This window comes from Acidovorax sp. GW821-FHT10A04 (genome assembly GCF_059415825.1).
Genome location: NZ_JBWKNZ010000007.1, coordinates 170,336 through 195,632, shown reverse-complemented (window position 1 = coordinate 195,632; position 25,297 = coordinate 170,336). Strand labels below are relative to the sequence as shown.

Annotated in this window: 28 protein-coding genes; 14 read left to right on the top strand and 14 right to left on the bottom strand. The window is 67.5% G+C overall.

From position 1 onward, the window contains the following. Position 1: 1 nt before the first annotated feature. From dapA to AC07PF_RS16750, 3 genes are all read left to right on the top strand, one after another. Positions 2-898, top strand: coding sequence for a 4-hydroxy-tetrahydrodipicolinate synthase (dapA, locus tag AC07PF_RS16760; protein WP_007859208.1), 897 nt, complete (start codon positions 2-4; stop codon positions 896-898). A 41-nt stretch (positions 899-939) separates the two neighbouring features. After that, the gene (gene bamC / locus AC07PF_RS16755) at positions 940-2,034 is read left to right on the top strand and encodes an NlpB/DapX family lipoprotein (protein WP_007859210.1); all 1,095 of its coding nucleotides are present in this window, start codon (positions 940-942) and stop codon (positions 2,032-2,034) included. 80 nt (positions 2,035-2,114) lie between these two features. After that, positions 2,115-2,951, top strand: coding sequence for an MBL fold metallo-hydrolase (locus AC07PF_RS16750; RefSeq protein ID WP_007859211.1), 837 nt, complete (start codon positions 2,115-2,117; stop codon positions 2,949-2,951). A 116-nt stretch (positions 2,952-3,067) separates the two neighbouring features. Here AC07PF_RS16750 and AC07PF_RS16745 read toward each other — a convergent pair whose 3' ends face one another. The 3 genes from AC07PF_RS16745 to AC07PF_RS16735 all read right to left on the bottom strand — a co-directional run bounded on the left by AC07PF_RS16745 (position 3,068) and on the right by AC07PF_RS16735 (position 5,195). Further along, positions 3,068-3,310: a hypothetical protein gene (locus AC07PF_RS16745; RefSeq protein ID WP_081497403.1), complete on the bottom strand. Its 243-nt coding sequence runs from the start codon at positions 3,308-3,310 to the stop codon at positions 3,068-3,070. Between the two features lie 215 nt (positions 3,311-3,525). Beyond that, complete coding sequence (locus tag AC07PF_RS16740; protein WP_007859213.1) at positions 3,526-4,053, bottom strand: hypothetical protein; 528 nt, start codon at positions 4,051-4,053, stop codon at positions 3,526-3,528. A 2-nt stretch (positions 4,054-4,055) separates the two neighbouring features. Beyond that, entirely contained in the window at positions 4,056-5,195 is a 1,140-nt protein-coding gene (locus tag AC07PF_RS16735) for a cupin domain-containing protein (RefSeq protein ID WP_007859215.1), read from the bottom strand. 53 nt (positions 5,196-5,248) lie between these two features. Between AC07PF_RS16735 and AC07PF_RS16730 the strand changes: the two genes are divergently transcribed. Next, positions 5,249-5,773 (top strand): FKBP-type peptidyl-prolyl cis-trans isomerase, encoded by a 525-nt coding sequence (locus tag AC07PF_RS16730; RefSeq protein WP_494612610.1) that lies wholly within the window; start codon positions 5,249-5,251, stop codon positions 5,771-5,773. 55 nt (positions 5,774-5,828) lie between these two features. Here AC07PF_RS16730 and AC07PF_RS16725 read toward each other — a convergent pair whose 3' ends face one another. The 4 genes from AC07PF_RS16725 to coaBC form a co-directional block, all read right to left on the bottom strand. Beyond that, a complete protein-coding gene (locus AC07PF_RS16725; RefSeq protein WP_007859218.1) occupies positions 5,829-6,323 on the bottom strand; it encodes an outer membrane lipoprotein in 495 nt (164 codons plus the stop codon). 218 nt (positions 6,324-6,541) lie between these two features. Beyond that, positions 6,542-6,988: a dUTP diphosphatase gene (gene dut, locus AC07PF_RS16720; protein WP_007859220.1), complete on the bottom strand. Its 447-nt coding sequence runs from the start codon at positions 6,986-6,988 to the stop codon at positions 6,542-6,544. Continuing rightward, positions 6,985-7,482 carry a hypothetical protein gene (locus AC07PF_RS16715; protein WP_494612609.1) on the bottom strand — a complete coding sequence of 166 codons (498 nt, stop codon included), beginning with the start codon at positions 7,480-7,482 and terminating at the stop codon, positions 6,985-6,987. The genes dut and AC07PF_RS16715 overlap by 4 nt, the downstream gene beginning before the upstream one ends. Before the next feature lie 41 nt (positions 7,483-7,523). After that, on the bottom strand, positions 7,524-8,747 hold the full coding sequence (gene coaBC / locus AC07PF_RS16710) for a bifunctional phosphopantothenoylcysteine decarboxylase/phosphopantothenate--cysteine ligase CoaBC (RefSeq protein WP_494612608.1): 1,224 nt from the start codon (positions 8,745-8,747) through the stop codon (positions 7,524-7,526). Between the two features lie 139 nt (positions 8,748-8,886). Here coaBC and pyrG point away from each other — a divergent pair, with 139 nt between their 5' ends. From pyrG to AC07PF_RS16680, 6 genes are all read left to right on the top strand, one after another. Beyond that, positions 8,887-10,560 (top strand): CTP synthase, encoded by a 1,674-nt coding sequence (pyrG, locus tag AC07PF_RS16705; protein WP_007859226.1) that lies wholly within the window; start codon positions 8,887-8,889, stop codon positions 10,558-10,560. A gap of 40 nt (positions 10,561-10,600) precedes the next feature. Beyond that, positions 10,601-11,458 (top strand): 3-deoxy-8-phosphooctulonate synthase, encoded by an 858-nt coding sequence (kdsA, locus tag AC07PF_RS16700; protein WP_145696947.1) that lies wholly within the window; start codon positions 10,601-10,603, stop codon positions 11,456-11,458. Between the two features lie 3 nt (positions 11,459-11,461). Then, positions 11,462-11,752 (top strand): DUF1330 domain-containing protein, encoded by a 291-nt coding sequence (locus tag AC07PF_RS16695; RefSeq protein ID WP_007859228.1) that lies wholly within the window; start codon positions 11,462-11,464, stop codon positions 11,750-11,752. Positions 11,753-12,065: 313 nt separating this feature from the next. Next, on the top strand, positions 12,066-13,352 hold the full coding sequence (eno, locus tag AC07PF_RS16690; protein WP_494612607.1) for a phosphopyruvate hydratase: 1,287 nt from the start codon (positions 12,066-12,068) through the stop codon (positions 13,350-13,352). Positions 13,353-13,452: 100 nt separating this feature from the next. After that, the gene (locus AC07PF_RS16685) at positions 13,453-13,731 is read left to right on the top strand and encodes a septum formation initiator family protein (protein WP_145696946.1); all 279 of its coding nucleotides are present in this window, start codon (positions 13,453-13,455) and stop codon (positions 13,729-13,731) included. 16 nt (positions 13,732-13,747) lie between these two features. Further along, the gene (locus AC07PF_RS16680) at positions 13,748-14,269 is read left to right on the top strand and encodes a hypothetical protein (protein ID WP_145696945.1); all 522 of its coding nucleotides are present in this window, start codon (positions 13,748-13,750) and stop codon (positions 14,267-14,269) included. On the opposite strand, the gene AC07PF_RS16675 is transcribed toward AC07PF_RS16680, so the two are convergent. From AC07PF_RS16675 to AC07PF_RS16665, 3 genes are all read right to left on the bottom strand, one after another. Continuing rightward, positions 14,229-14,672: a CZB domain-containing protein gene (locus AC07PF_RS16675; RefSeq protein ID WP_238541918.1), complete on the bottom strand. Its 444-nt coding sequence runs from the start codon at positions 14,670-14,672 to the stop codon at positions 14,229-14,231. The genes AC07PF_RS16680 and AC07PF_RS16675 overlap by 41 nt on opposite strands. 181 nt (positions 14,673-14,853) lie before the next feature. Continuing rightward, positions 14,854-15,846 carry an Hsp33 family molecular chaperone HslO gene (gene hslO / locus AC07PF_RS16670; RefSeq protein WP_494612606.1) on the bottom strand — a complete coding sequence of 331 codons (993 nt, stop codon included), beginning with the start codon at positions 15,844-15,846 and terminating at the stop codon, positions 14,854-14,856. Between the two features lie 151 nt (positions 15,847-15,997). Further along, complete coding sequence (locus AC07PF_RS16665) at positions 15,998-16,522, bottom strand: gamma carbonic anhydrase family protein (RefSeq protein ID WP_007859909.1); 525 nt, start codon at positions 16,520-16,522, stop codon at positions 15,998-16,000. Positions 16,523-16,625: 103 nt separating this feature from the next. Here AC07PF_RS16665 and AC07PF_RS16660 point away from each other — a divergent pair, with 103 nt between their 5' ends. From AC07PF_RS16660 to AC07PF_RS16650, 3 genes are all read left to right on the top strand, one after another. Next, positions 16,626-17,429: a ferritin-like domain-containing protein gene (locus AC07PF_RS16660; protein WP_494612605.1), complete on the top strand. Its 804-nt coding sequence runs from the start codon at positions 16,626-16,628 to the stop codon at positions 17,427-17,429. 73 nt (positions 17,430-17,502) lie between these two features. Then, entirely contained in the window at positions 17,503-18,774 is a 1,272-nt protein-coding gene (locus tag AC07PF_RS16655; RefSeq protein WP_007859905.1) for an EAL and HDOD domain-containing protein, read from the top strand. 101 nt (positions 18,775-18,875) lie between these two features. Next, positions 18,876-20,156: an EAL and HDOD domain-containing protein gene (locus AC07PF_RS16650; protein WP_494612604.1), complete on the top strand. Its 1,281-nt coding sequence runs from the start codon at positions 18,876-18,878 to the stop codon at positions 20,154-20,156. A gap of 80 nt (positions 20,157-20,236) precedes the next feature. Here AC07PF_RS16650 and AC07PF_RS16645 read toward each other — a convergent pair whose 3' ends face one another. The 4 genes from AC07PF_RS16645 to AC07PF_RS16630 all read right to left on the bottom strand — a co-directional run bounded on the left by AC07PF_RS16645 (position 20,237) and on the right by AC07PF_RS16630 (position 24,207). Continuing rightward, on the bottom strand, positions 20,237-21,250 hold the full coding sequence (locus AC07PF_RS16645; RefSeq protein WP_494612603.1) for a Bug family tripartite tricarboxylate transporter substrate binding protein: 1,014 nt from the start codon (positions 21,248-21,250) through the stop codon (positions 20,237-20,239). Positions 21,251-21,273: 23 nt separating this feature from the next. After that, on the bottom strand, positions 21,274-22,143 hold the full coding sequence (locus AC07PF_RS16640) for a Bug family tripartite tricarboxylate transporter substrate binding protein (protein ID WP_494612602.1): 870 nt from the start codon (positions 22,141-22,143) through the stop codon (positions 21,274-21,276). A gap of 123 nt (positions 22,144-22,266) precedes the next feature. Continuing rightward, entirely contained in the window at positions 22,267-23,166 is a 900-nt protein-coding gene (gene xerD / locus AC07PF_RS16635) for a site-specific tyrosine recombinase XerD (RefSeq protein WP_007859897.1), read from the bottom strand. 75 nt (positions 23,167-23,241) lie between these two features. Beyond that, positions 23,242-24,207 carry a tripartite tricarboxylate transporter substrate binding protein BugE gene (locus AC07PF_RS16630; RefSeq protein WP_145696941.1) on the bottom strand — a complete coding sequence of 322 codons (966 nt, stop codon included), beginning with the start codon at positions 24,205-24,207 and terminating at the stop codon, positions 23,242-23,244. Positions 24,208-24,332: 125 nt separating this feature from the next. Between AC07PF_RS16630 and AC07PF_RS16625 the strand changes: the two genes are divergently transcribed. Then, positions 24,333-25,238 (top strand): AEC family transporter, encoded by a 906-nt coding sequence (locus AC07PF_RS16625; RefSeq protein WP_494612601.1) that lies wholly within the window; start codon positions 24,333-24,335, stop codon positions 25,236-25,238. Positions 25,239-25,297 lie beyond the last annotated feature (59 nt).

Genomic DNA, 25,297 nt, shown 5'->3' with positions numbered 1-25,297 from the left:
CATGACATCTTCCTTAGTGCCACTCACTGGCAGCATCGTCGCCCTCGTCACCCCCTTGCATGAGGACGGTAGCGTCGACTATCCAGCGCTGCGCAAACTGATCGACTGGCACATCGCCGAAGGCACCGACTGCATCGGCGTCGTGGGCACCACGGGCGAATCCCCCACGGTGAACGTCGAGGAACACTGCGAGATCATCCGCGTGTCGGTGGAGCAGGCGGCCAAGCGCGTGCCCATCATGGCCGGCTGCGGCGCCAACTCCACGGCCGAGGCCATCGAGCTGGCCCGCTTCGCCAAGAAGGTCGGCGCCGACACGCAGCTGCAGGTCGTGCCCTACTACAACAAGCCCACGCAAGAGGGCCAGTACCAGCATTTCAAGGCCATCGCCGAGGCCGTGGGCGACCTGCCCACCATCCTGTACAACGTGCCCGGCCGCTCCGTGGCCGACATGCAGCACGACACCGTGCTGCGCCTGGCCCAGGTGCCCGGCATCATCGGCATCAAGGAAGCCACGGGCAACATCGAACGCGCGCAGTGGCTGATCCGCGAAGCCCCCAAGGGCTTCGGCATCTACTCGGGCGACGACCCGACCGCCGTGGCCCTGATGCTGTGCGGCGGCCATGGCAACGTGAGCGTGACGGCCAACGTGGCCCCGCGCCTGATGCATGAGCTGTGCGTGGCCGCCACCTCGGGCAATGTCCAGCGCGCCATGGAAATCCAGTTCCAGCTGATGCCCGTGCACAAGCAGCTCTTCGTCGAAGCCAACCCCATTCCCGTGAAGTGGGCCGTGGCCCGCATGGGCCTGTGCGGTGGCACACTGCGCCTGCCCATGACCCCGCTGAGCCCGGCCAATGAAGCCGTGGTCGAGGCGGCCCTGCGCTCCGCCAGCCTGATCTAACCCGGGCTGCGCCCGAACCCTGACACTCCAAGGAATTTCGCGTGAACGCTGTTACTACCCGAGCGGGCCTGCTGGCCCTTGCCCTGGCACTGTCCGCCTGCTCCGCCCTCGAAGGCGACAAGATCGACTACAAGAGCGCTGCCAAGGGCTCCACGCTGGAGGTGCCTCCGGACCTCACGCAGCTCTCGCGCGACTCCCGCTACAACGTGCCGGGCGGTGCCGTGTCGGCCGCAGCCCTGCAGGCCAGCCAGGCCGCCCAACCCTCGGGCACGGCCAATGCGGCCGCTGCGCAGCTGGGTGACGTGCGCATCCAGCGCGAAGGCAACAAGCGCTGGCTGGTGATAGACCGCCCCGCCGACAAGCTGTGGGAGCCCGTGCGCGACTTCTGGCTGGAGAACGGCTTCACGCTGGACCTGGACCAGGCCAACCTGGGCATCATGGAAACCGACTGGGCCGAGAACCGCGCCAAGCTGCCGCAGGACCTGATCCGCTCCACGCTGGGCAAGGTGATCGACTCGCTGTATTCCACGGGCGAACGTGACCGCTTCCGCACCCGCCTGGAGCGCAATGCCGCCGGCGGCACCGAGGTCTACATCACGCACCGCGGCATGGTCGAGGTCTACAGCAACACCACCAAGGACCAGACCGTCTGGCAGCCCCGCGCGGCCGACCCCGAGCTGGAGACCGAATTCCTGCGCCGCCTGATGGTCAGGCTGGGCGTGAGCCAGGAGCAGTCCAAGGCCGTCGTGGCCGCCGCCGCGCCAGTGGCCCAGTCGGCGAACGTGACCACGGTGAACAACGTGCCCGTGGTGCAGATCAACGAAGGCTTCGACCGCGCCTGGCGCCGTGTCGGCGTGGCGCTGGACCGCACCGGCTTCACCGTGGAAGACCGCAACCGCAATGACGGTGTGTACTTCGTGCGCTACGTGGCCCCCAATGCCGACAAGAAGGAGGCCGGCTTCTTCGGCAAGCTGTTCAGCCGCTCGCCGGCCGCCGTGCCGCCGCTCAAGTACCGCATCGTGGTGCGCAGCCAGGGTGAGTCGACCACCGTGTCGGTGCTCAACGAAGGCGGCTCGCCCGAATCCTCGGCCAACGCCGAGCGCATCGTGCGCGTGATCGCGGACGAGCTCAAGTAAGCCCCACCGAGACCTGACCCCCTTGTTGCGCCTGGACGCCACCCCACGGGGTGGGGCCCAGGCGCAATGCATTTGAGACCATGCTGCGTTTGAAGAACCTCGCCAGCGGCAGCGCCGGCAATGCGACGGTGGTGGAGGCCAGCGACGGCCTGCACACGCGCCGCCTGCTGGTTGACTGCGGCATCGGCCCGCGCCAGCTCGAGACCCGCCTGGCGGCAGCCGGCCTGCAGATCGCGCAGATCGACGGCCTGTTCATCACCCACGAGCACTCGGACCACATCGGCTGCGCGCACCTGCTGGCCCTGCGCCACCGCATCCCGGTGTGGATGAGCCAGGGCACGCACATGGCCATCGGTGCGCCGGATTTCGATGGCTTGCTGCAGGTGGCGCAGGACATGCAGGGGATCGAGCTCGGCCCCCTGTCGTTTCGGCCGTTCACGGTGCCGCACGATGCGCGCGAACCCCTGCAGCTGCGCTGCACCGACGGCGCCCACGACCTGGCCCTGCTCACCGACCTGGGCCATGCCACGCCCCATGTGCTGCAGCAGGTGGCGGGCTGCCACGCCCTGTTCATCGAGGCCAACCACTGCCCGGACCTGCTGGCCGCCTCGGCCTACCCGGCCTTCCTCAAGCGCCGCGTGGGGGGCGCCTACGGCCACCTGGCCAACCAGGCCACGGCCGCCATCGTGCAGGCGGTGCGGCACGACGGCCTCAAATGGGTGGTGGCGGCCCACCTGAGCGCACGCAACAACACGCCCGAGCTGGCCCGCCAGGCACTGGCGGGCGCGCTGCAATGGGCGCCAGAGCTGATCGCCGTGGCCGACCAGGCCCACGGGACGGGCTGGCTGACGGTGGGCGAGCAGCCCGCTCCCAGCGGCCCCCTGTCGCCACCACCCCTGCCCACATCGCTCTTCTGAGCACTGTCCGTCTGGCCGAGTGCCCTGCGGGCGGGCGAAAAAAAACCCGCACTCTGTCGAGGGCGGGCTTCCGAACCAAAGGCCGGCGCCGGGGCGCGGGCAGGGTTCAGGCGTGCTTAGTTCGAAGCAGCGCTGGCAGCAGCGGTAGCGGCCGTGGCGGCAGCGTTGGCAGCAGCGGCTGCGTCCGAAGCGGCAGGAGCTGCGTCGGAAGCGGCAGGTGCTGGAGCTGGCTCGGAAGCGGCTGGAGCAGGGGCAACCACGGGTGCGGGTGCTGGTGCAGGAGCGGGTTCTTCCTTCTTGCCGCAAGCAGCGAGGGCAGCAGCAGCGATCAGGGCGGCCAGAACGAGAGAGTTCTTCATTGGATTTTTCCTAGTTGGACAGACAGAATCTTGAAAAGCCACGGCGCCCGGCTCCTGAAAAGCCCTTGCGCATTGGCACAGTGCACTTGAGTAGCACCATTTCGGCGCAGCGGCCGATTATATTGGCATTTAGTCAATACTGACTAACACCGATGCAAGGTTTACCATGCCTTCACATGGTGCAAGGCCTGGAAACACCAAGTCGGGTGCTTGTCCTACAAGCCCAGGGTGGAGGCCGGGAAGCCCGGTGCACTTTTTCCGTGCAGCCAGTCGTTGAGCGTTTCACGCACCAGCACACGGCGATCGGGCTCCGTGCCCGTGACGCCCACGCAGCGCTCGGGGTCCAGCCGGTGCATCACCCATTGCGGCGACCATAACACACTGGGAATGTCGAGCGGATCGGCCGATCCGGCGCGCCGGCAGGTGATGATGTGGTCCCAGGTGCCACGCCAGCGCACAAAGCGCGCGTGGCGGCGGATCACGTCGTCGTAGGAGCCGGCCAGCATGGTGAAGCGCCGGCCCGTCTTTGCCCAGGCCTGCAGCGATTCGGCCACCGCACGCTCGCCCAGCGGCCAGTCGTGGAAATTCGCGTCGCTGACCACGATTTCTCCCCAGCCCTCGCGCGCCGCCGTGGCCAGCGCATCGCGCACCAGTTGAATGAAGGTCTCGCGGCTGGCAAACCGGCCCGAAGGCAGCTCGCTTGGCAAAACGACAGACGGTGGGGTGCTCGAATCCTGCGTCACGGTCAATCCTCCTGCGGTTCCTCGGTATCGGAATGGGCCCATCCTGCATCGCACCAGGACGATATCAGTTCCAGCGCATCGTCGCTGGCGCGCGCCAGCTCCCGCTCGGACAGGCGCCGCTGGTCGGCCAGACGCCGCATCAGCGTGGCGTCGCGGCCGGCGGCACGGTAGCTTTCGCCGTTGATGAACACATGCTGCGCGTCATACATCATGCGGGTGCGGCGGTCCAGCACCACGCCCTCGATCATGGCGCCGGATTCGTCGGGGTCGAACCAGACATTGGGCTTGGGCTCGGTCAGGTACTCGCCCAGCGCGCGCTCCAGCGCCAGAGGCTCGGCCAGGGCCTTCGCCAGCGCCTCGCGCGCAAAGTCCTGCAGGCTGGCCGGGATGGCCGCGGGCTGCTCCACGGCCTCCTGGCGGGGGTCGCGGTAAAGCACCGGGACGTCGCCTTCCTCCCCCTCATCGGTCAGGCGCACGAGCAGCTCGTTGGCGAGCTCGGCCCGCGCCGGCGCGCGAAAGCCGATGGAGTAGGTCATGCACTCGCCCTCGGCCACGCCATCGTGCGCATAGCGCGGCGGCAGGTAGAGCATGTCGCCCGGCTCGAGCACGAACTCCTCTTCGGGCTCGAACTCGGCCAGCACCTTGAGGGGGATGCCCTCCTTGAGTGCGAGGTCCTTCTGGCGGCCGATGCGCCAGCGCCGCCGGCCCTGGGCCTGCAGCAGGAACACGTCGTAGCTGTCGAAGTGCGGGCCCACGCCGCCGCCGTCACTGGCGTAGCTGATCATGAGGTCGTCCAGGCGCGCCTCGGGCACGAAGCGGAACTGCTGCATCAGCGCGTGCACGCCGCCATCGTGCAGGTCCACGCCCTGCACCAGCAGCGTCCAGTCGGGCTGCTTGAGCGAGGGCAGCGCGCGGCGCGTGAACGGCCCCTGGCGCAGCTTCCAGGCGCCCCGCAGCTGCTGCACCAGGCGCGACTCCACCCCCTCCTGCCCGGCCAGGTCGAACAGCGCGGCACGCTGCACCGGCGCCTCGAAGCCCGGTATCGCCTGGCGCACAAGGAGAGGCTTCTTGTGCCAGTGGCGGCGCATGAACTGGGCAGGGGTGAGTCCGCCCAGAAGGGTCAGGGGTTGGTGGGCGTCCATGGGTACTGTGCGGCCCTTTGCAGGGCAGTTGGTCAAACTGCGACAATTCTCCTATGGAAATTACCGAACAATGCGTGGTCGCTTTGACCTGGATCCTGAAGGACACCCTTGGCGAGGAACTCGACGTGCTCGACGAGCCGGTGGAGTTCCTGGTGGGGGGCGATGACCTCCTGCCCCGTATCGAGGAGGCCCTGCAGGGCCACAGTGCCGGGGCCTCGGTGGCGCTGCACCTGGAACCCGAAGATGCCTTCGGCGACTTCAACGACCAATTGCTGTTCCTGGAGCCCCGCTCGCTGTTCCCCCCGGAAATCGAGGAAGGCATGACCTTCGACGGCGCAGCCCTGCCTGAGGGTGTGAACCCCGACGCGCCGCGCGACGTTCTGTACACGGTGGCCGAAATCTACCCGGAGCATGTGGTGCTGGACGGCAACCACCCGCTGGCCGGCATTGCGCTGCGCCTGCAGCTGCAGGTGCAGTCGGTGCGTGAGGCGACCGAGGACGAGATTGGCCAGGGCACCGCGGGCACGGGCTTCTTCCGCGTCCAGCCGCAGGCCCCCGGAAACGACCTGCTGCACTGATCACCTCCCAAAGAAAACGGGCCCTCCGAAGAGCCCGTTTTGCATGGAAAAAGGCTTAGATGCGCTGGATCTGGCCATCGTAGACGCGCACGCGGTCGCCGATGCGCAGATCACCTGGCGAGGGCACGTCATAGGCACGGTAGCCGCCCTGGTCCAGCTGGATCGAGACGCGGTAGCCGATGTACTCGCCGCTGTTGTTGTGGCGTTCCACGGCGTTGCCGGCCACGGCACCGCCCAGCACACCCACGGCCGTAGCGGCCACGCGGCCTGTGCCACCACCCACGGCGTTGCCCAGCACACCGCCGACCACGGCACCGATCACGGCACCGGCACCCGAGGTGCGGCCCGAGCCCTGGGTCTGCGTCGTCTCGATATTGGCCACGCGGCCGAATTCGGTCGGAACCGGGTTGGACGACGAGTAGACGGGCGCCGCTGTACGGTAGCCGCCGCCAGCGTAGTACTCCTCGGAGCGCGGTGGGGCACCGCAGGCGGCAAGGCTCCCGATGAGGATGAGGGAGCCGGTCAGCGTGGCGATACGGGTCTTGGTCATGGCAGATCTCCTGGAATGAATCTCGCCAGGCAGATCGCTGCGGGTCCGCAGCGTTCACCGCCAGGCAATGGAGAGATTGAAGCACCGGGGAGTCACCCGCCACGCCATCCGGCAGCGGATGGGCGCGTCAGGCCGCGCACCCCGGTGGCGTCAGTCCTCACCTACAGGATAGGAACGCCACGCGGGCGCCCGTAAGCGTTTGTGCCGCAGATTACAAATCAGCCCTTGCCGGTGGAGCCATAGCCCCCTTCGCCGCGTTCGGACGCGGGAAATTCCGTGACCACATTGAACTGCGCCTGCACCACGGGCACGATGACCAGTTGCGCCAGCCGCTCCATGGGCTCGAGTGTGAAGGCCGTGCTGCTGCGGTTCCAGGCGCTCACCATGAGCTGGCCCTGGTAATCGCTGTCGATCAGGCCCACCAGGTTGCCCAGCACGATGCCGTGCTTGTGCCCCAGGCCCGAGCGCGGCAGGATCAGCGCGGCGTAGCCGGGGTCCTTGAGGTAGATGGAAATGCCCGTGGGCACCAGCTGCCAGGCATTGGGTTCGAGGGTCAGCGGCGCGTCCAGGCAGGCCCTGAGGTCGAGCCCCGCACTGCCGGGCGTGGCGTAGGCGGGCAATTGGTCCGCCATGCGCGGGTCGAGAATCTTGACGTCAATCTTCACTTCTTGTTTCCTGTCTTGCGCTGCTGGGCCCCTTGCCGCTGGCGCTCCTTCACAGCCGCAGGCGGCACCACCACGGTGCCCGCCGACGCGGCATTGATCACAATCCCCATGAACCACCACAGGCCGGCCATCACCGCCAAGACGAACCAGGAGCCCTGCCCCGCCATCAGCAGCGTGAGCGCATGCACCGCGGCGATCACGGCCAGCAGGGTGCGGGCAATGCGCACCATGCCGACGAAAGGAGCCACCACCTTCAGCAGATCGGGCGGCAGGGCCACCGCCAGCGGCACCGGGCTGGCGCTGCCTGTTCCCTGGCGGGCCGCGGCCTGCGCGGACCCGGGGGCCACGCCACCGGACTGCGTCACCTGCGCGGAATGGGCCGCCTGTGCACGCCCCGACTGCAGCGCCTGCGCAGCGCTCAGGCGCTCCACATAGCTGGCAAAGTCGCCATTGGGCGGGGTGTCCCATTCGGGCTTGATCGAGTGCATCGTCATAAGGCCTCCCCGCAGGGGTCAAGGAAATGGGCTGAAAACCGTCAACCGCGCGGCGCGGGCAGCCGCGCCGCCACCTCGGCCACCAGGCCCTGCGCCAGGGAGCGCTTGGAAGCCAGGGGCAGTTCGCGGTGGCCATGTTCGTCCACCAGCAGCAAGGCATTGTCGTCCTGGCCGAAGGTGGCGGGCCCGATATTGCCCACCAGCAGCGGGATTTTCTTGCGCAGGCGCTTGGCCGTGGCATGGGCCAGCAGGTCGTGGCTTTCCGCCGCAAAGCCCACGCAGTAGAGCTCGCCCGACAGCGCCTGGGGCAACTGGGCCACGGTAGCCAGGATGTCGGGGTTCTCGACGAAGGCCAGGGTAGGGGTCTGGCCCGAGCCATCCTTCTTGATCTTTTCACAGGCCTGCGTGGCCGGGCGCCAGTCAGCCACGGCCGCCGTGGCAACGAAGACGGACGAGGTGGGCGCCAGCGCCATCACCGCCGCCAGCATCTGCTGGGCCGACTGCACATTGACGCGCTGCACGCCACGTGGCGTGGGCAGGTGCACGGGCCCGGCCACCACGGTCACCTCGGCACCGGCCTCGCGGGCGGCGCGGGCGATGGCAAAGCCCATCTTGCCGCTCGACAGGTTGGTGATGCCGCGCACCGGGTCGATGGCCTCGAAGGTCGGCCCGGCCGTGATCAGCACCTTGCGCCCGGCCAGTGGCTTGGGCGCGAAGAAGGCGATCAGTTCGTCGAGCAGTTCCAGGGGTTCGAGCATGCGGCCGTCGCCGGTCTCGCCGCAGGCCTGGTCGCCATTGCCCACTCCGAGCACGCGGGCGCCGTCCTTCGCGACCTGTGCCAGGTTGCGCTGGGTCGCGGGGTGGGCCCACATCTCGCGGTTCATGGCCGGGGCCAGCAGCAGCGGCACACTGTCCATGGGGCGGGCCAGGCACAGCAGGCTCAGCAGCTCGTCGGAGCGGCCCTGCACCAGCCGCGCGATGAAATCGGCGCTGCAGGGCGCGATCAGGATGGCGTCGGCCCCGCGGCTGAGGTTGATGTGGGGCATGTTGTTGGGCTCGCGCGCATCCCACTGCGAGCCGTAGACCGGCCGCCCCGACAGGGCCTGCATGGTCACCGGCGTGATGAACTGCGCGGCCGCCTCGGTCATCACCACCTGCACGGTGGCGCCCTCCTTGATGAGCTGGCGGCACAGGTCGGCCGCCTTGTAGCAGGCCACGCCCCCGCTCAGTCCCAGAACAATGTGTTTGCCAGCAAGCTCATTCATGGGCGCGAATTTAGCAGACGGGGCCGCAAGCGCCTGCGGGCAGCCCGATGGCACTGCAGCGGGCCCCGTGAAAAGACCATGGACGGGGCCCAGGCCGGGCGGGCATCTATAATCCCAATTTCCCACCACCAAAAAAGACATGACCAAATTTGTCTTCGTCACCGGCGGTGTGGTGTCTTCCCTGGGCAAGGGAATCGCCTCAGCCTCCCTTGCCGCGATCCTCGAATCGCGGGGCCTCAAAGTCACCCTCATCAAGCTCGACCCGTACATCAACGTGGACCCGGGCACCATGTCACCGTTCCAGCATGGCGAAGTGTTCGTCACGGACGATGGCGCCGAAACCGATCTCGACCTGGGTCACTATGAGCGTTTCATCGAAACGCGCATGAAAAAGACCAACAACTTCACCACCGGCCGCATCTACCAGAGCGTGCTGGAGAAGGAACGCAGGGGCGATTACCTGGGCAAGACGGTGCAGGTGATCCCGCACGTCACCAACGAAATCCAGGAATACATCAAGCGCGGCGCCGGTGTCGGCACCGACGATGCGGTGGACGTGGCGATCGTGGAAGTCGGCGGCACCGTGGGCGACATCGAGTCCCTGCCCTTCCTCGAAGCCGTGCGCCAGCTGAGCCTCAAGCTCGGCCCGAACAACGCCGCCTTCGTGCACCTGACCTATGTGCCGTGGATCGCCGCGGCCGGCGAGCTCAAGACCAAGCCCACCCAGCACACCGTGCAGGAACTGCGCAAGATCGGTATCCAGCCCGACGCGCTGCTGTGCCGGGCCGACCGCCGCATGCCGGAGGACGAACGCGCCAAGATCTCGCTGTTCACCAACGTGCCCGAATGGGGCGTGATCAGCATGTGGGACGTGGACACCATCTACAAGGTGCCGCGCATGCTGCACGAGCAGGGCCTCGATGGCCTGATCTGCGACAAGCTGCGCCTGAACACCCCGCCCACGAGCCTCAAGCGCTGGGACCAGCTGGTCTACGAAACCGAGCACCCGCAGGGTGAGGTGACCATCGCCATGGTCGGCAAGTACGTGGACCTGTCGGACAGCTACAAGTCGGTGAACGAGGCGCTGCGCCACGCCGGCATGAAGAACCATGTGCGCGTGAAGATCGAGCACGTGGACTCCGAGACCATCAACGCCGGCGATGCGGCCGAGAAGCTCGCCAAGTACGACGCCATCCTGGTGCCCGGCGGCTTCGGCGCGCGCGGCGTGGAAGGCAAGATCAGCACCGCGCGCTTTGCCCGCGAGCAGCACGTGCCCTACCTGGGCATCTGCCTGGGGATGCAGGTCGCCACCATCGAGTACGCGCGCCACGTGGCCGGCCTCAAGAATGCCAACAGCACCGAATTCGAGCCCGCCACGCCCCACCCCGTGATCGCCCTGATCACCGAGTGGAAGGACGCCGACGGCACCATCAAGCAGCGCGACGAGAACTCCGACCTGGGCGGCACCATGCGCCTGGGCGCGCAGAGCTCGGACGTCTCGGCCGGCACCCTGGCGCACGAGATCTACGGCAACATCGTGACCGAGCGCCACCGCCACCGCTACGAAGCCAACGTGAACTACCTGGACCAGCTGCGCAAGGCGGGCCTGGTGATCTCGGCACTGACGCAGCGCGAGCAGCTCACCGAGATCGTCGAGCTGCCCAAGAGCGTGCACCCCTGGTTCATCGGCGTGCAGTTCCACCCCGAGTTCAAGTCCACGCCCTGGAACGGCCACCCGCTGTTCAACGCCTTCATCAAGGCGGCGGTGGAACACCAGAAGGGCCTGCAACAGCAGCCCGCCAAGGCGGCCTGACCCCCAGCGCCAGCAACCCTCAAAAAGAAGAGACCCTGCCATGAAACTCTGCGGCTTCGACGTCGGCCTGGAACACCGCTTCTTCCTCATCGCAGGCCCCTGCGTGATCGAGTCCGAGCAACTGCAGATGGACGTGGCCGGGCAGCTCAAGGAGATCACGGGCGCCCTGGGCATCCCGTTCATCTTCAAGAGCAGCTTCGACAAGGCCAACCGCTCCTCGGGCACGAGCTTTCGCGGCCCGGGGCGCGAGAAGGGCCTCGAAATCCTGGCCAAGATCCGCAAGGACCTGGGTGTGCCGGTGCTCACCGACGTGCACACCGAGGACGACATCACCGAGGCCGCCAAGGTGGTCGACGTGCTGCAGACACCCGCCTTCCTGTGCCGCCAGACCGACTTCATCCGCGCCGTGGCGCAGTCGGGCAAGCCGGTGAACATCAAGAAGGGCCAGTTCCTCGCGCCGCACGACATGAAGAACGTGATCGACAAGGCCCGCGCTGCCGCCCGTGAGGCCGGCCTGCCCGAGGACAGCTTCATGGCCTGCGAGCGAGGTGCGAGCTTCGGCTACAACAACCTGGTCTCGGACATGCGCAGCCTGTCCATCATGCGCGAGACGAATGCCCCGGTGGTGTTCGATGCCACGCACTCGGTGCAGCTGCCCGGCGGCAACGGCACCAGCAGCGGCGGCCAGCGCGAGATGGTGCCGGTGCTGGCGCGTGCGGCCGTGGCCGTGGGCGTGGCCGGCCTGTTCATGGAAACCCACCCGGACCCGGCCAATGCGCTGTCCGACGGCCCCAACGCCGTGCCGCTCAAGCACATGAAGGCGCTGCTGGAGACGCTGGTGGCCCTGGACGGCATCACCAAGAAGAACGGATTCCTCGAAAACAACTTTGGAGCCTGAGACATGAGCAGTGGTTACGTCATCGCATCCGTCACCGTCACCAACCCCACGCAGTACGAGGAATACCGCAAGTGGAGCACCATCGCCATGCAGGCCCATGGTGCCGAGGTGTGCGTGCGCGGCGGCAAGGTCGAGGTGCTGGAAGGCGACTGGAACCCCGGCCGCACCGTGATCCTCAAGTTTCCGAGCTTCGAGGCGGCCCGCGCCTTCTACGACACCCCTGAGTACCAGAAGGCCAAGGCCGCGCGCGAAGGCGCTGCGATCATGCGCATGGTCTGCGTGGAAGGCGTCTGAGAAGGTGCGAACGAACCCGCCATGCCCGCTCATGCCGCCAAAACACGCGCGCTCGTCGTTGCAAATGCTCGCCATAGCCCGAGCTATGGCTGTGCTTTGCGCCTAGATCGCACACGTTTTGGCGGCCTGCTCGGACACGCCGGGTCCATTCACACCTTCTGATTCCGTACCCGATTCGTACCTAGGACCCTCAATTACTATCAAATCGGTAGCATAGAATCGTGACCGACGCGCGGCGGCGCCAGGCACCGCAGGTGGTTTGCCCCTCCTCCCTGCCCGTCCGGATGAATTTCAAAAACCCTCAAGGAAGATCATGAGTGCCATTGTTGACATCGTAGGCCGCGAAGTGCTGGACAGCCGCGGCAACCCCACCGTCGAATGCGACGTGCTGCTGGAGTCGGGCGTGATGGGCCGTGCGGCCGTGCCGTCGGGCGCGTCCACCGGCAGCCGCGAAGCCATCGAGCTGCGCGACGGCGACAAGGGGCGCTACCTGGGCAAGGGCGTGCTCAAGGCGGTGGAGCACATCAACACCGAGATCTCCGAAGCCGTGCTGGGCCTGGATGCCTCCGAGCAGGCCTTCCTGGACAAGACCCTGATCGACCTCGACGGCACCGACAACAAGGGCCGCCTGGGCGCCAACGCCCTGCTGGCCGTCTCCATGGCCGTGGCCCGCGCCGCAGCCGAAGAGTCCGGCCTGCCGCTGTACCGCTACCTCGGCGGCATGGGCAGCATGCAGCTGCCCGTGCCCATGATGAACGTGATCAACGGCGGCGCGCACGCCAACAACAGCCTGGACCTGCAGGAGTTCATGATCATCCCCGTGGGCGCCCCCACCTTCCGTGAAGCCCTGCGCTGGGGCGCCGAGGTGTTCCACGCCCTGAAGAAGATCCTGCACGACAAGGGCATCAGCACCGCCGTGGGCGACGAAGGCGGCTTTGCCCCCAGCGTCGAGAACCATGAAGCGGCCATCGTGCTGATCCTGCAGGCCATCGAAGCCGCCGGCTACACCGCAGGCGAGCAGATCGCCCTGGGCCTCGATTGCGCAGCCAGCGAGTTCTACAAGGACGGCCACTACGTGCTCGAAGGCGAAGGCGGCCTGAAGCTGACGGCCACGCAGTGGACCGACATGCTGGCCTCGTGGTGCGACAAGTACCCCATCATCAGCATCGAAGACGGCATGCACGAAGGCGATTGGGACGGCTGGAAGATCCTGACCGAGCGCCTGGGCAAGAACGTGCAGCTGGTGGGCGACGACCTGTTCGTGACCAACACCAAGATCCTCAAGGAAGGCATCGACAAGCAGATCGCCAACTCGATCCTGATCAAGATCAACCAGATCGGCACGCTGACCGAAACCTTCGCCGCCATCGAGATGGCCAAGCGCGCCGGCTACACCGCCGTGATCTCGCACCGCTCGGGCGAAACCGAGGACAGCACCATCGCCGACATCGCCGTGGGCACCAACGCCGGCCAGATCAAGACCGGCTCGCTGTCGCGCTCGGACCGCATCGCCAAGTACAACCAGCTGCTGCGCATCGAGGAAGACCTGGGCGACATCGCGCACTACCCCGGCCGCGCTGCCTTCTACAACCTGCGCTGAGGCCAGGCTGCAGCATGCCGGTCTGCGCGGTTGCGAACCACCCGCTCCTGTCCAGGAGTGGTGCATTCCCGATGGCGTCCGGCTGCTAAGCTAGCGGACCATGGTCAACCGCCTCGTTCCCGTCGTGCTGCTGGCCCTGCTGGCGGCCGTGCACGCCCAGCTGTGGCTGGGGCGGGGCAGCCTGCCGCGCGTGAACGCCATGCAGCGCCAGATCGACGTGCAGAAGGCCGCCAATGTCCAGGCCCAGCAGGCCAATGAGCGCCTGACCTCCGAGGTGCACGACCTCAAGGAGGGCCTGGACATGGTCGAGGAAAAGGCGCGCAGCGAGCTGGGCATGGTGCGGCCCAACGAAATCTACGTGCAGTTCACACCGCGCTGAGCGGGCACCCCACCCCGTGACATCCCCCATCGTGCTGCTGGGTGCACCGGGCACCGGCACCCAGGCACTGGCCGAGGCCCTGGCACCGCACCTGCGCGCAGCGCCATCGCCCCTTTCAATCGCCCACTCCACCCTGGTGGATGCCCTGGCAGCGGACCACGGCATGCACCTGGCTGCCGCATTGCAAGCGCACCAGGGCGCCGCGCTCACGCTGCTGATGGGTCTGGACCTGCCCTGCCCGGCTGCGGAACGGGAGCGCCGGCAGGCGATGGATGCGCGCCTGCGCGCCACGCTCGACGCCCAGGCCATCGCCTACCGCGTGGTGTACGGCCAGGGGCCAGCCCGCCTGGCCAGCGCCATGCGCGCCCTGGGCCCCTTGCTGGGCGGGCACCAGGCCGTTGACGGACAGACTGTGGCACACAGCGAGGCCCGTGCGGCCCGCCTGCGCGCCTATGGGTGCGAGAAATGCAGCGACCCGGTGTGCGAACACCGGCTGTTCACTGCGCTGACCCGGCCTCCTGCGCCAGGCCGCGCTTGAGCTCCTTGAGCAGCAGCACCACCTGGCTGGAGCCGTGGCGGTAGCCGCCATTGAGCACCTGCACCACGCGAGGCCATTCACCCTGCTGCGCCAGCTCGACGATGCTGGCGGCCTGTTCGTGGAAGTACTGGTGGCGCGCCACCAGCAGGGAGAAGGCCGGGCGGTCGCCCAGCAGTTCTGCGCCCACGCCGTGCAGCCAGCGGCCCAGGGCATCCTGGTCGGTGCGGCGCACCATGGCCGGGTCCAGCCCCTTGGCGGAGCGGCCTTCGAGGTAGTCCATCAAGCGCTCTTTCCAGCGCTCATGGGCGTTGATGGCGGCGTCCAGGTCGAGCACGGCGAGCACCGTGTCGGCGCGCCGTGAGTCCTGCGCGAGCGAGCTCTCGTACAGCGCGAGCGGTGGCACTCCCCTGTTGCGGGCCGAAAGGCCCATGACGCGACTAAGAAACCCCATGACAGACCTTTGGTACAGACCTTCATGGTAGACCCGCAGGGCGGCGCGCGGCGGCCGCGATTGTCAACGATGGTCAGACGATCGCCCCCGGTAACCGGTATGGCGATCTCGCAGGGAGCGCGTGGGCAGGCCGTTACTGCATGCCCGTGGGGGCCGGCGGCTGGATGATGGCCGGCTCCACGAAGATCTGCGCCGCATCCACCGCATCGAAGCGGTACTGCTGGCCACAGAACTCGCAGCCCACCTCGATCTCGCCGCGCTCGGCCAGGATGCTCTCGGACTCGGCCGCGCCCAGGTTGCGCAGCATGTTGCCCACGCGCTCGCGGCTGCAGGTGCAGGCAAAGCGCGGGCCCGTCTCACCCTCCTGGGGCGTGAAGCGCACCAGCTTTTCCTCCCAGAACAGGCGGCGCAGGATGGTGTCCACGTCCAGGCTCAGCAGTTCCTCCCGCGTCAGGCTGGCGGCCAGGTGGGCGATGCGGTTGTAGTCCTCGTTGTGGCCGATCTGGTCCTCGTTCTCGCGGTGCGTGAGGCCTGCGGCCAGGTTGCCCTCGCCCTTGATGGGCATGCGCTGGATCAGCAGGCCCGCGGCCACCTTGTCATTGGCCCCCAGCACCAGCACGGTGTCGAGCTGCTCGGACTGCAGCATGTAGTGCTGCAGCACGTCCGACAGGCGGTCGAGCTTCTCGTGGTGGTCACCGTGCAGCGGCACCACGCCCTGGTAGGGCTGCTGGCCGGGATGGCGGTTCTTGGGGTCCAGCGTGATGGCGCAGCGGCCGCCACCGGTCACGTTGACCATCTGGCTCAGGCGCGCATTGCCAGGCACCTCGCTGGTGACGGTGGCGGTGGCGCGCAGGGAGAGGTCGGATTGCACTTCGGCCACGGCCAGCTTCACCGGTCCATCGCCGAACACCTGCAGGATCAGCGCGCCATTGAACTTGATGTTCGACTGCATCAGCACACCGGCGGCCGCCATCTCGCCGAGCAGCTCGGTGACGGGGGCAGCGTAGGCGCCGGTGGCGGAATTGCCTGCGCGCCGGCGCAGGATGTCGGTCCAGGCGTCGGTCAGGCGCACCAGCATGCCGCGCACGGGCAGGCCATCGAAAAGGAATTTGTGGAGTTCAGACACTAATCAGGGTTCCAGTTAAATACAAGGATCGGTGGAGACGTGCTCCTATGCGGATTGGCATTCGATCGGATAACCAGGCGGGGAGCCGCAGACAGTGCTGTAGCACGGCAAGGGTCCCCAACGACGTTATACGGTTGAAGGCCAATCAGCATCAGCCGATCCGGTGCAGGCCGCTCTGGAAGCGGCGCGCATTGTCGATGTAGTGCTGCGCGCTCTGGCGCAGGCCCTCGATCTGCTCGGGGGTCAGTTCGCGCACCGCCTTGGCGGGGCTGCCGATGATCATGGAGCCATCGGGAAACTCCTTGCCCTCGGTCACCAGGGCGCCGGCCCCCACCAGGCAGTGCTTGCCGATCCTGGCGCCATTGAGCACGATGGCGCCGATGCCGATCAGCGACTCGTCGCCGATGGTGCAGCCGTGCAGCATGACCTGGTGGCCCACCGTCACGCGCTCGCCCACCACCAGCGGCTTGCCGATGTCGGCGTGCAGCACGCTGGCGTCCTGGATGTTGGAGCCAGCACCGATGGTGATGCTCTCCGTATCGCCGCGCACCACGGTGCCGAACCAGACGCTCGCATCCTCACCCAGCACCACGTTGCCCATGACCTGGGCGCTATCGGCCACCCAGGCCGAAGCGGCCACCTGGGGAATCGCACCATCGAGTTCGTAAATCGCCATACCGCAGACTCCAGACAGAAAGAAAATATTGCGCGCATCGGGGCCTGCCAATGGTTACAAAGCGTTTGCAGCGTTGCAGATGGCAGGGCCTAGAATTGTAAGGATGGAGCTTCGCCAACGTGCACTGCAGGTCTTGTGCCTTGCAGACCCTGAACAAAAAGCGGCGCAGTCGCTCAGCCTGCAAGCGCAGGCCGCTCATCTTTCAATAGCAGAAAAAGCCCCCCAGCCCCCCCTGGATCCCAGCGCCCTGCCCGGCCGGCCCGAGCGTCCGCTGCTGCTGCGCCACACCGAGGTGGCGCGCCGCTCACCGGCCACGCCCGAAGGCCGGGCCATCCTGCTGCACGCCATTGCCCATATCGAGTTCAATGCCATCAACCTGGCGCTCGACGCGATCTGGCGCTTCGACGGCATGCCGGGCGCCTACTACCTGGACTGGCTGCGCGTGGCCGCCGAGGAGGCCACCCACTTCGGCCTGCTGCGCGAGCATCTGCGCGCCAATGGCCACGACTACGGCGACTTCCCCGCCCACCAGGGGCTGTGGACCATGTGCGAGAAGACCCAGCACGACATCGTGGCGCGCATGGCCCTGGTGCCGCGCACGCTGGAGGCGCGCGGGCTCGACGCCACGCCGCAGATCCAGCGCAAGCTGCGCCAGGTGGGCACCCCCGATGCGCTGGCCGCCGTGGGGATCCTCGACACCATCCTGCGCGACGAGGTCGGGCACGTGGCCATCGGCAACCACTGGTACCGCTGGCTGTGCATGCGCGAAGGCCTGGAGCCGGAAACCCACTACGGCACGCTGGTGCGCCAGTACGAGGCGCCGCGCCTGAAGCCGCCCTTCAACGACAGCGCGCGCCGCGCAGCCGGATTCACCGACACCGAGCTCGCATGGCTCCAGCAGGGCTGAACGTGTCCACGATCTTCCCTACAATGCCTCGCGCCCTTTCATCCCCCATGTCCAGCCAACGTATCCACGATCCATGTCCACCCATCCTGCCAATGGAAGAACCTACCCTGCCAGCACAGCCTCTGGCCAGTCGTCCGTGGCAATGATCGCGCGCCAGGCCATCGTCAATGGCCAGCAGATCGTGGTCGGCTACGAGCTGTTCAACCGCTCGCGCACCGAAGCCTCGCACACGGCGGCCAGCGACGTGATCCTGATCTTCAACGCCCTCTCGCATGCGGGCACCGAAGAACTCGTGGGCAAGAAGCTGATCTTCGTGAACTGCACGCACGAAAGCCTCTCGGGGGGCCACCTGGAACTGCTGGACCCTGACAAGGTGGTGCTGGAGATCCCGCCCCTGGGCCATGCGGCGGCCGACGAGGTGCAGGCGCGCCTGCCCATCCTCACCGGCCTGCGCGACCGCGGCTTTCACCTGGCGTTCAACCACACGGTGCTGCAGTCGACCTATGCGCCCTGGCTGCCGCTGGCCGACTACATCAAGCTCGACCTGTCGGTGCTGGCGGCCGACCAGCTGGCGGTGCTGATCAGCTATGCCGGACGCCATTCCCAGGCGGAGCTCATCGCAGAGAAGGTGGAAACCGCCCAGCAGTACGACATGGTCTCCACCCAGGGCGTGCAGCTGTTCCAGGGCTACTGGTTCGCCCGCCCGGCCCTGGTCGAGGCCAAGCTGCTCACGCCGGCGCAAAGCAGCATCATCCAGTTGATCAACCTGGTGCGCCAGCAGGCCAGCACCGACGAGATCGAGGAAGTGCTCAAGAAGGATGCGGGCCTGGCCTTCAACCTCATGCGCCTGATCAATTCGGCCGGCTTCGGCATGAACCGGGAGATCACCTCCTTCCGCCAGGCGGTGATGCTCATGGGCCTGAAGAAGCTCTTCCGCTGGGCCGCCCTGCTGCTCACGGCCTCGCGCACCAGCGGTGCACCCTCCTCCGTGGGCCAGACCGCCGTGGTGCGCGGGCGCCTGATGGAGCTGCTGGCGCTGGAGACCCTGCCGCCCGACGAGGCCGACCAGGCCTTCGTCGTGGGCATCTTCTCGCTGCTGGACGTGATGCTTTCCATCCCCATGGAATCGGCCATCGGCCTGCTCAACGTGCCCGAGGCCTCCGCAGCCGCGCTGCTGCGCCGCGAGGGCTTCCTCGGGGACCTGCTGAACCTGGCCGAGGCCTGCGAATCCAGCGACGACGCCGTGTTCCACCGCGCCGCCGGCACCCTGCACCTGTCCAGCCAGCAGATCAATCTGGCCCACCTGCAGGCGCTGGCCTGGGCCGACCAGCTGACCGAGGATTGACCCCCATTGGGGCATGGCGTGCAATTTGCATACAGAAGGATTGCGGGAGCAGGTCTAGAATCCATCCAATAGCCCCCATTGCCTATCCCTATCCAAGCGCCATGTCGACCACCCCTGAACAAGCCGCCTCCGAAGTCGACCCGACCCAGGAGAACGTCGAAGACAGCAACCTGGCCATCATTGCGCGCCAGCCCATCGTGGACCAGCACCGCGCCGTGTACGGCTACGAGCTGTTCGACCGCTCCACCGCCAGTGCTTCGCACACCGCCGCCAGCGATGCGGCGCTGCTGTTCAATGCGCTGTCCTATGCGGGCACCGAAGCCCTGGTGGGCAAGAAGACCGTCTTCATCAACTGCACGCACGACAGTCTGGCCGGCGGCCACCTGGAGCTGATCCACCCCGAAAAGGTGGTGCTCGAAGTGCCCCCGCTGCCCGACAGCGCCACCCAGGAAGAGATCGACGGCCGCGTGCCCGTGCTCGAGTCGCTGCGCACCCGCGGCTTTCGCCTGGCGTTCAACCAGAATGCCCTGCGCCGCGCCTATGCCAACTGGATGCCGCTGGCAGCCTACATCAAGCTCGACATGCAGGCCTTCAAGCCCGAGCTGGCGGCGCCCCTGGTGAAGTTTGCCGGCAACTACGCCAAGGCCACGCTGGTGGCCGAAAAGGTGGAGACGCCCGAGCAGTTCAAGATGATGTCCGACCTGGGCGTGAAGCTGTTCCAGGGCTTCTGGTTCGCCAAGCCCTCTCTGGTCAAGGCCACCACCATCCGGCCCTCGCAGGCCACCATCATCCAGCTCATCAACCTGGTGCGCAAACAGGCCAGCACGGCCGAGATCGAAGACCTGCTCAAGAAGGACCCGACGCTGTCCTTCAACCTGCTGCGCTTCATCAACTCCTCGGGCTTCGGCCTGTCGTGCGAGATCACCTCGTTCCGCCATGCGGTGATGATCCTGGGCCTCAAGAAGCTGTTCCGCTGGGCGGCCCTGCTCATGACCACCTCGCGCGCCGACGGCTCGCCGCCGGCCGTGGGCCAGACCGCCGTGGTGCGCGGCCGCCTGATGGAACTGCTGGCCACCGAACTGCTGCCGCCCGAGGAATGCGACAACGCCTTCGTGGTGGGCGTGTTCTCGCTGCTGGACACCATGCTCAACGTGCCCATCGAGAAGGCCCTCGAATCCGTGGCCCTGCCCCAGCCCGTGACCGACGCCCTGCTGCACAACACCGGCGTGTTCGCCCCCTTCCTGGAGCTGACCAAGGCCTGCGAGAGCGGCGACGAGGTGGTGTTCGCACGCACGGCCGAGGCCCTGCACCTGTCCAACCGCCAGGTCAACTGGGCCCACCTGCAGGCCCTGACCTGGGCCGAGAGTTTGAACGCCGACTGACCGCGCACCGACCGCGCCATGCAAAAAGGGGAGCCACTGGCTCCCCTTTTCCATGGGCGGGCCGCCAGCGGCCCCGCCCCTCACTGCCCCTTGATGCCCGCCGCACGGATGATGCGCAGGTTGGCCTCGGATTCGGCGGCAATGCGCTTGCCGAAATCGGCCGCCGTGCCACCCAGGGGCACGTTGTCGGAGGCGTCGAGCTTGGCGCGCACATCGGGCAGGGCCAGCACCTTGTTGATCTCGGCATTGAGTCGCGCCACCACGGCCGCCGGCATGGCGGCCGGCGCGAACACGCCTAACAGCGAGGACAGGTTGGCCGCACCCTGGCCCAGCTCGGCCAGCGTGGGCACGTCGGGCAGGGTGTCGAGCCGGTCCGGTGCACCCACGGCCAGGGCCTTGAGCTTGCCGGCCTTGATGTGCTGCAGCACGGCCGGCCCGGCGTTGGTGGACAGGATCTCGAACTGCCCGCTGAGCGCATCGTTCATCTGCTGGCCACCGCCCTTGTAGGGGATGTGCGTCATCTGCACGCCCGCGGTGTACATGACCTGCTCGAGCATGATGTGGCCCAGCGAGGCCTGGCCCGAGGTGGCCCAGCGGATGCTGCCCGGCTTGGCCTTGGCCTGCGCCAGCAGGTCGCGAAAATCGCGCGCGCTGCTGGCCGGCGTGCCCAGCAGCAGCACGGGCGAGTACATCACGGTGGCCACGGGCACGATGTCCTTGGCCGGATCGAAGGGCGAGGCGCCCAGGTGCGGGTTCAGCGCCAGCGGGCTGATGGCGGCAAAGCCCAGGGTGTGCCCGTCCGTGGCCTTGGCCACGGCATCCAGGCCGATGCTGCCGCTGGCGCCGGCCTTGTTCTCGATCACCACCGGCTGGCCGAGCACGGGCGACAGCTTGTCGGCCAGCAGGCGCGCGACCACGTCGCTCACGCCACCCGCCGGGTAGGCCACGACGATGCGCACCGGCCGCGTGGGCCAGGCGGGCGCCTGGGCCCGTGCCAGGCCAGGGGCGAGCGCCGCCAGCGCCCCGCCCGCCACCACCGCCAGCGCAGCGCGCCGGCCTCCATCCACCGTGTTCTCGGTTGCCATCGTCTTCATTCCCTGTTCCTCAGAACGTTGTCTCAGTCCACCTGGAGCTTGCGCTCGCGTATCAATTTGGCCCATTTGTCATTTTCGCCCTTCACGAAAGCCGTGAACTCCGCAGGGCCGAGGGGGTGCACCTGGGCCCCGGCGGTCGCGAACTTGGCCTGGATATCCGGCTGCGCCAGCACCTTGGCCAGTTCGGCCGAGAGCCTGTCGACCACCTCGCGCGGCATGCCGGCCGGGCCGACCAGGCCCTGGAAGCCCACGGATTCCATGGCGCCAAGTCCCAGCTCGCGCACCGTGGGCACATCGGGCAGCTGCGGGTCGCGCTGCGCACCGGTGACGGCCAGGGCCTTGAGCTTGCCGCCCTTGATCTGCGGCAGCAGCACGGTGCCGGCGTCGATCAGCAGTTGCGTCTGTCCGCCGATCAGCTCCTGCAGGGCCGGGGCGCTGCCCTTGTAGGGCACATGGGTGATGTCCATGCCGATGGCCTGGTTCATGAGCTCGCCGTTGAGGTGGGTGGAGGTGCCCGCCCCGCCCGATGCGAAGTTGACCTTGCCGGCGTTGGCGCGCGCCCAGGTGACCCATTCCTTCAGGTCCTTGGCAGGGTGGGCCGGGTAGGTCACGGCGATGTAGCTGCCCTGGCTGATCTGGCCGATGTAGGTGAACTGCTTGAGCGGGTCGTAGGGTAGCTTGCGCTGCAGGTAGGGCGCGATGGCAAAGGGCCCGGTGTTGGCCAGCAGGATGGTGTAGCCATCGGGCTGCGCGCGCACCAGCTCGCCCGCAGCCAGCAGGCCTCCGGCGCCGGGCTTGTAGTCCACCACGATCTGCTGCTTCAAGGCCTCCTGCAGCGGCGTCTGGACGGTGCGCGCGGCAAAGTCGATGCCGCCGCCTGGAGGGTAGCCCACGATCAGGCGGCCGGCCAGGCCTGGGCCATGGCCAGGCCGGCGCTGGCCAGCAGCAGCGCTGCGATCAGGGGCTTCTTCATGCGTTGTCTCCTCGTTGTGGTTTGAATGGCTGAAGGGGTCGGCTTACCCCCGCGGGTGGTGCTGCGCGTGCAGGGCCTTGAGCCGCTCGCGCGCCACATGGGTGTAGATGGTGGTCGTGGAAATGTCGGCGTGGCCCAGCAGCAGCTGCACCACGCGCAGGTCGGCACCGTGGTTGAGCAGGTGGGTGGCGAAGGCATGGCGCAGCGTGTGCGGCGACAGCGGTGTGGTGATGCCGGCCACGGCCGCCCATTTCTTGACGATGACCCAGAACATCACCCGCGTCATGCCCGCGCCGCGCTGGGTCACGAACAAATCGTCAGTCTGCTGGCCGCCGAGGATAGCGCCGCGCGCCTCGGCCAGGTAGCGCTGCAGCCACTGGCGCGCCTCTTCGCCGAAGGGCACCAGGCGCTCCTTGCTGCCCTTGCCCATCACCCGCAGCACGCCTTCATTGAGCCCCAGCTGGAAGGTCTTGAGCGTGACCAGCTCGGTCACGCGCAGGCCACTGGCGTACATCAGCTCCAGCATGGTGCGGTCGCGCAGACCCAGGGGGTTGCCAATGTCGGGCGCAGCCAGCAAGGCCTCGACCTGGGCCTGTGAAAGGGTCTTGGGCACGCGCAAGGGCTGGCGCGCTGCCTGCAGGCGCACGGTGGGGTCGGCACTGATGCGGCGCTCGCGCAGCGCCCAGTGGAAGTAGCGCCGCAGCACCGTCAGGCGCCGGTTGGCCGAGGTGGCGCGGGTCTCATCGTGCCGGGCCGCGAAGTAGCCCTGCAGGTGCGGCTCGGCCGTGCCGTCGAGCGCCAGTTCGGGGTGGTGCTCGGCCAGCCACTGCGCATACAGCGTGAGGTCGCGCCGGTAGGCAGCCAGGGTGTTGCGCGAGAGGCCGTCCTCCAGCCACAGGGCATCCACGAAGGTATCGATCGCGTTCAGGCTGGCGGTGAGCATGCCAAAACCATAGCACGTAAAAAAGCCGCCCGTGGGCGGCCTCGTGGACAGCGAGCGTGGCCCGCGCTGGCGTCTTTATTCCAGCGCCAGCTTCTGCTTGGCCACCACGTCCTTGTAGACACCGAACTCGGCCTTGATCTGCTCGGCAAACTGCTCGGGCGTGTTGCCGATCACGATGGAGCCGGTCTCCTCGATGCGCTTCTTCACGGCCGGGTCTTCCAGGGCCTTGCGCACGGCGGCGTTGACCTTGTCGACCACCTCCTTGGGCAGGCCCTTGGGACCGACGATGCCGTAGTAGGCCATGCGGTTCACGGGCTCCAGCCCCAGTTCCTTGAAGGTGGGCACATTGGGCAGGCCGGCCACGCGCTGGGGTGCCGCGACCACGATGGGCACCAGGCGGTTTTCCTTGATGAAGGGCAGTGCCGAGGGCAGGTTGTCGAAGATCATCGGCACCTGGCCGGCCACCGTGTCGTTCAGCGCCGGGCCCGCGCCGCGGTAGGGGATGTGCGTCACGAAGGTGCCCGAGAGGCTCTTGTACAGCTCCATCTGCAGGTGGCCGATGCCGCCCGTGCCCGACGACGAGTACGAGTACTTGCCCGGCGACTTCTTGAGCTCGGCCACATAGGCCTTGTAGTCCTTGGCCGGGAAGCTCGGGTGCACCGCGATGACGTTGGGCGTGGCCGCGATGTTGGTGATGGGCGTGAAGTCCGTGATCGGGTTGTACGGCGTCTTGGGGTTGATGGCCGGGTTGGCCGCCGTGGTGGACACGGTGGCCACGCCCAGGGTGTAGCCGTCCGGTGCCGAGCGTGCGGTCTCAGCCGCGCCCACGATGCCGCCGCCACCGGCCTTGTTCTCGACGATCACGCTCTGGCCCAGGGCCTTGCCCAGCGGGTCGGCGATCACGCGCGCGATGATGTCGGTGGTGCCGCCGGGGGCGAAAGGCACCTGCAGTTTGATGACCTTGTTGGGGTAGCCCTGGGCTGCGGCAGATCCTGCGGCAGCCACCAGCGCCAGTGCGAGCCATTGGCGACGACGTTGCATTGATTTCTCCTTATGGGGTTTACTTGGCGGTAGCCAATGGTATGCGCAATGCGGGGCCCGGCCCCCTATGGATTCCACATAGGGGCTTACCCGCAGCCTGCCAGGGCTTCCGTTATCCTCGGAGTGTGAATTACGCCCAGCTCCTGCTCCCCGATTTCTCCCTGATCCTGTGCGGTTATCTGGTGTGCCGCTTCACCGCACTGAACCGCGCCGTGTGGCAGCCGGTCGAGAGCCTGGTGTACTACCTGCTGTTCCCGGTGCTGCTGTTCCAGTCCATCGTCAAGAGCCCGGTGGACATCGGCGCCGCCTCGGGCCTGATCGCCGCCGGCATGCTCACCGGCATCGCCGGCATTGCGCTGGCCTACAGCATGCCGCACTGGCCCTGGCTGGGCAAACGCCTGGACCTGCGCGACCATGCGGCCAGCGCGCAGATCGCGTTCCGTTTCAACTCCTTCATCGGCCTGGCGATTGCCGAGCGGCTGGCGGGCGCCCAGGGCCTGTTGATGATCGCCGTGCTGATCGGCGTGTGCGTGCCGCTGTTCAACGTGGCCGCCGTGTGGCCCATGGCGCGCCAGGGCGAACACGGTTTTTTGCGCGAGCTGGCGCGCAACCCGCTGATCGTGGCCACGCTCTCGGGCCTGGTGGCCAACCTGCTCGGCTTCCAGATCCCCGCGTGGATCGAGCCCACCGTCACGCGCATCAGCGCCGCATCGCTGGCCCTGGGCCTGATGGCCGCGGGCGCGGGCATGCAGTTCGGCCTGCTCACGCGCGGCAAAGCGCTGAGCGTGACGGTGCTGGCCATCCGCCACCTGGTGCTGCCCGTGATCGCCTTCGGCCTGGCGCACCTGTTCGCACTCAACCCCGTGCAGACCACGGTGCTGCTGGCCTTCTCGGCCCTGCCCACGGCCAGCACCTGCTACGTGCTGGCCGCGCGCATGGGCTACAACGGCCCCTACGTGGCGGGGCTGGTGACGCTGTCCACGCTGCTGGGCGTGGTGAGCCTGCCCTTCGCACTCGGGGTGCTGCGGTGAATTCCCTCCACGCACGGGCGCGCCGTCGGCTCTTGGCGACCGGCCTGCTGGTGGCCGCC

Coding starts and splice junctions, on each gene's coding strand:
- AC07PF_RS16645 (WP_494612603.1), bottom strand. CDS start 21,250: ATGAAGACGATGGCAACCGAGAACACGGTGGATGGAGGCCGGCGCGCT.
- dapA (WP_007859208.1), top strand. CDS start 2: ATGACATCTTCCTTAGTGCCACTCACTGGCAGCATCGTCGCCCTCGTC.
- pyrG (WP_007859226.1), top strand. CDS start 8,887: ATGACCAAATTTGTCTTCGTCACCGGCGGTGTGGTGTCTTCCCTGGGC.
- coaBC (WP_494612608.1), bottom strand. CDS start 8,747: ATGAATGAGCTTGCTGGCAAACACATTGTTCTGGGACTGAGCGGGGGC.
- AC07PF_RS16665 (WP_007859909.1), bottom strand. CDS start 16,522: ATGGCGATTTACGAACTCGATGGTGCGATTCCCCAGGTGGCCGCTTCG.
- AC07PF_RS16650 (WP_494612604.1), top strand. CDS start 18,876: ATGTCGACCACCCCTGAACAAGCCGCCTCCGAAGTCGACCCGACCCAG.
- AC07PF_RS16715 (WP_494612609.1), bottom strand. CDS start 7,482: ATGACGATGCACTCGATCAAGCCCGAATGGGACACCCCGCCCAATGGC.
- AC07PF_RS16750 (WP_007859211.1), top strand. CDS start 2,115: ATGCTGCGTTTGAAGAACCTCGCCAGCGGCAGCGCCGGCAATGCGACG.
- AC07PF_RS16730 (WP_494612610.1), top strand. CDS start 5,249: ATGGAAATTACCGAACAATGCGTGGTCGCTTTGACCTGGATCCTGAAG.
- AC07PF_RS16630 (WP_145696941.1), bottom strand. CDS start 24,207: ATGCAACGTCGTCGCCAATGGCTCGCACTGGCGCTGGTGGCTGCCGCA.
- kdsA (WP_145696947.1), top strand. CDS start 10,601: ATGAAACTCTGCGGCTTCGACGTCGGCCTGGAACACCGCTTCTTCCTC.
- xerD (WP_007859897.1), bottom strand. CDS start 23,166: ATGCTCACCGCCAGCCTGAACGCGATCGATACCTTCGTGGATGCCCTG.
- AC07PF_RS16695 (WP_007859228.1), top strand. CDS start 11,462: ATGAGCAGTGGTTACGTCATCGCATCCGTCACCGTCACCAACCCCACG.
- eno (WP_494612607.1), top strand. CDS start 12,066: ATGAGTGCCATTGTTGACATCGTAGGCCGCGAAGTGCTGGACAGCCGC.
- AC07PF_RS16735 (WP_007859215.1), bottom strand. CDS start 5,195: ATGGACGCCCACCAACCCCTGACCCTTCTGGGCGGACTCACCCCTGCC.
- AC07PF_RS16655 (WP_007859905.1), top strand. CDS start 17,503: ATGTCCACCCATCCTGCCAATGGAAGAACCTACCCTGCCAGCACAGCC.
- AC07PF_RS16685 (WP_145696946.1), top strand. CDS start 13,453: ATGGTCAACCGCCTCGTTCCCGTCGTGCTGCTGGCCCTGCTGGCGGCC.
- AC07PF_RS16660 (WP_494612605.1), top strand. CDS start 16,626: ATGGAGCTTCGCCAACGTGCACTGCAGGTCTTGTGCCTTGCAGACCCT.
- AC07PF_RS16725 (WP_007859218.1), bottom strand. CDS start 6,323: ATGACCAAGACCCGTATCGCCACGCTGACCGGCTCCCTCATCCTCATC.
- AC07PF_RS16745 (WP_081497403.1), bottom strand. CDS start 3,310: ATGAAGAACTCTCTCGTTCTGGCCGCCCTGATCGCTGCTGCTGCCCTC.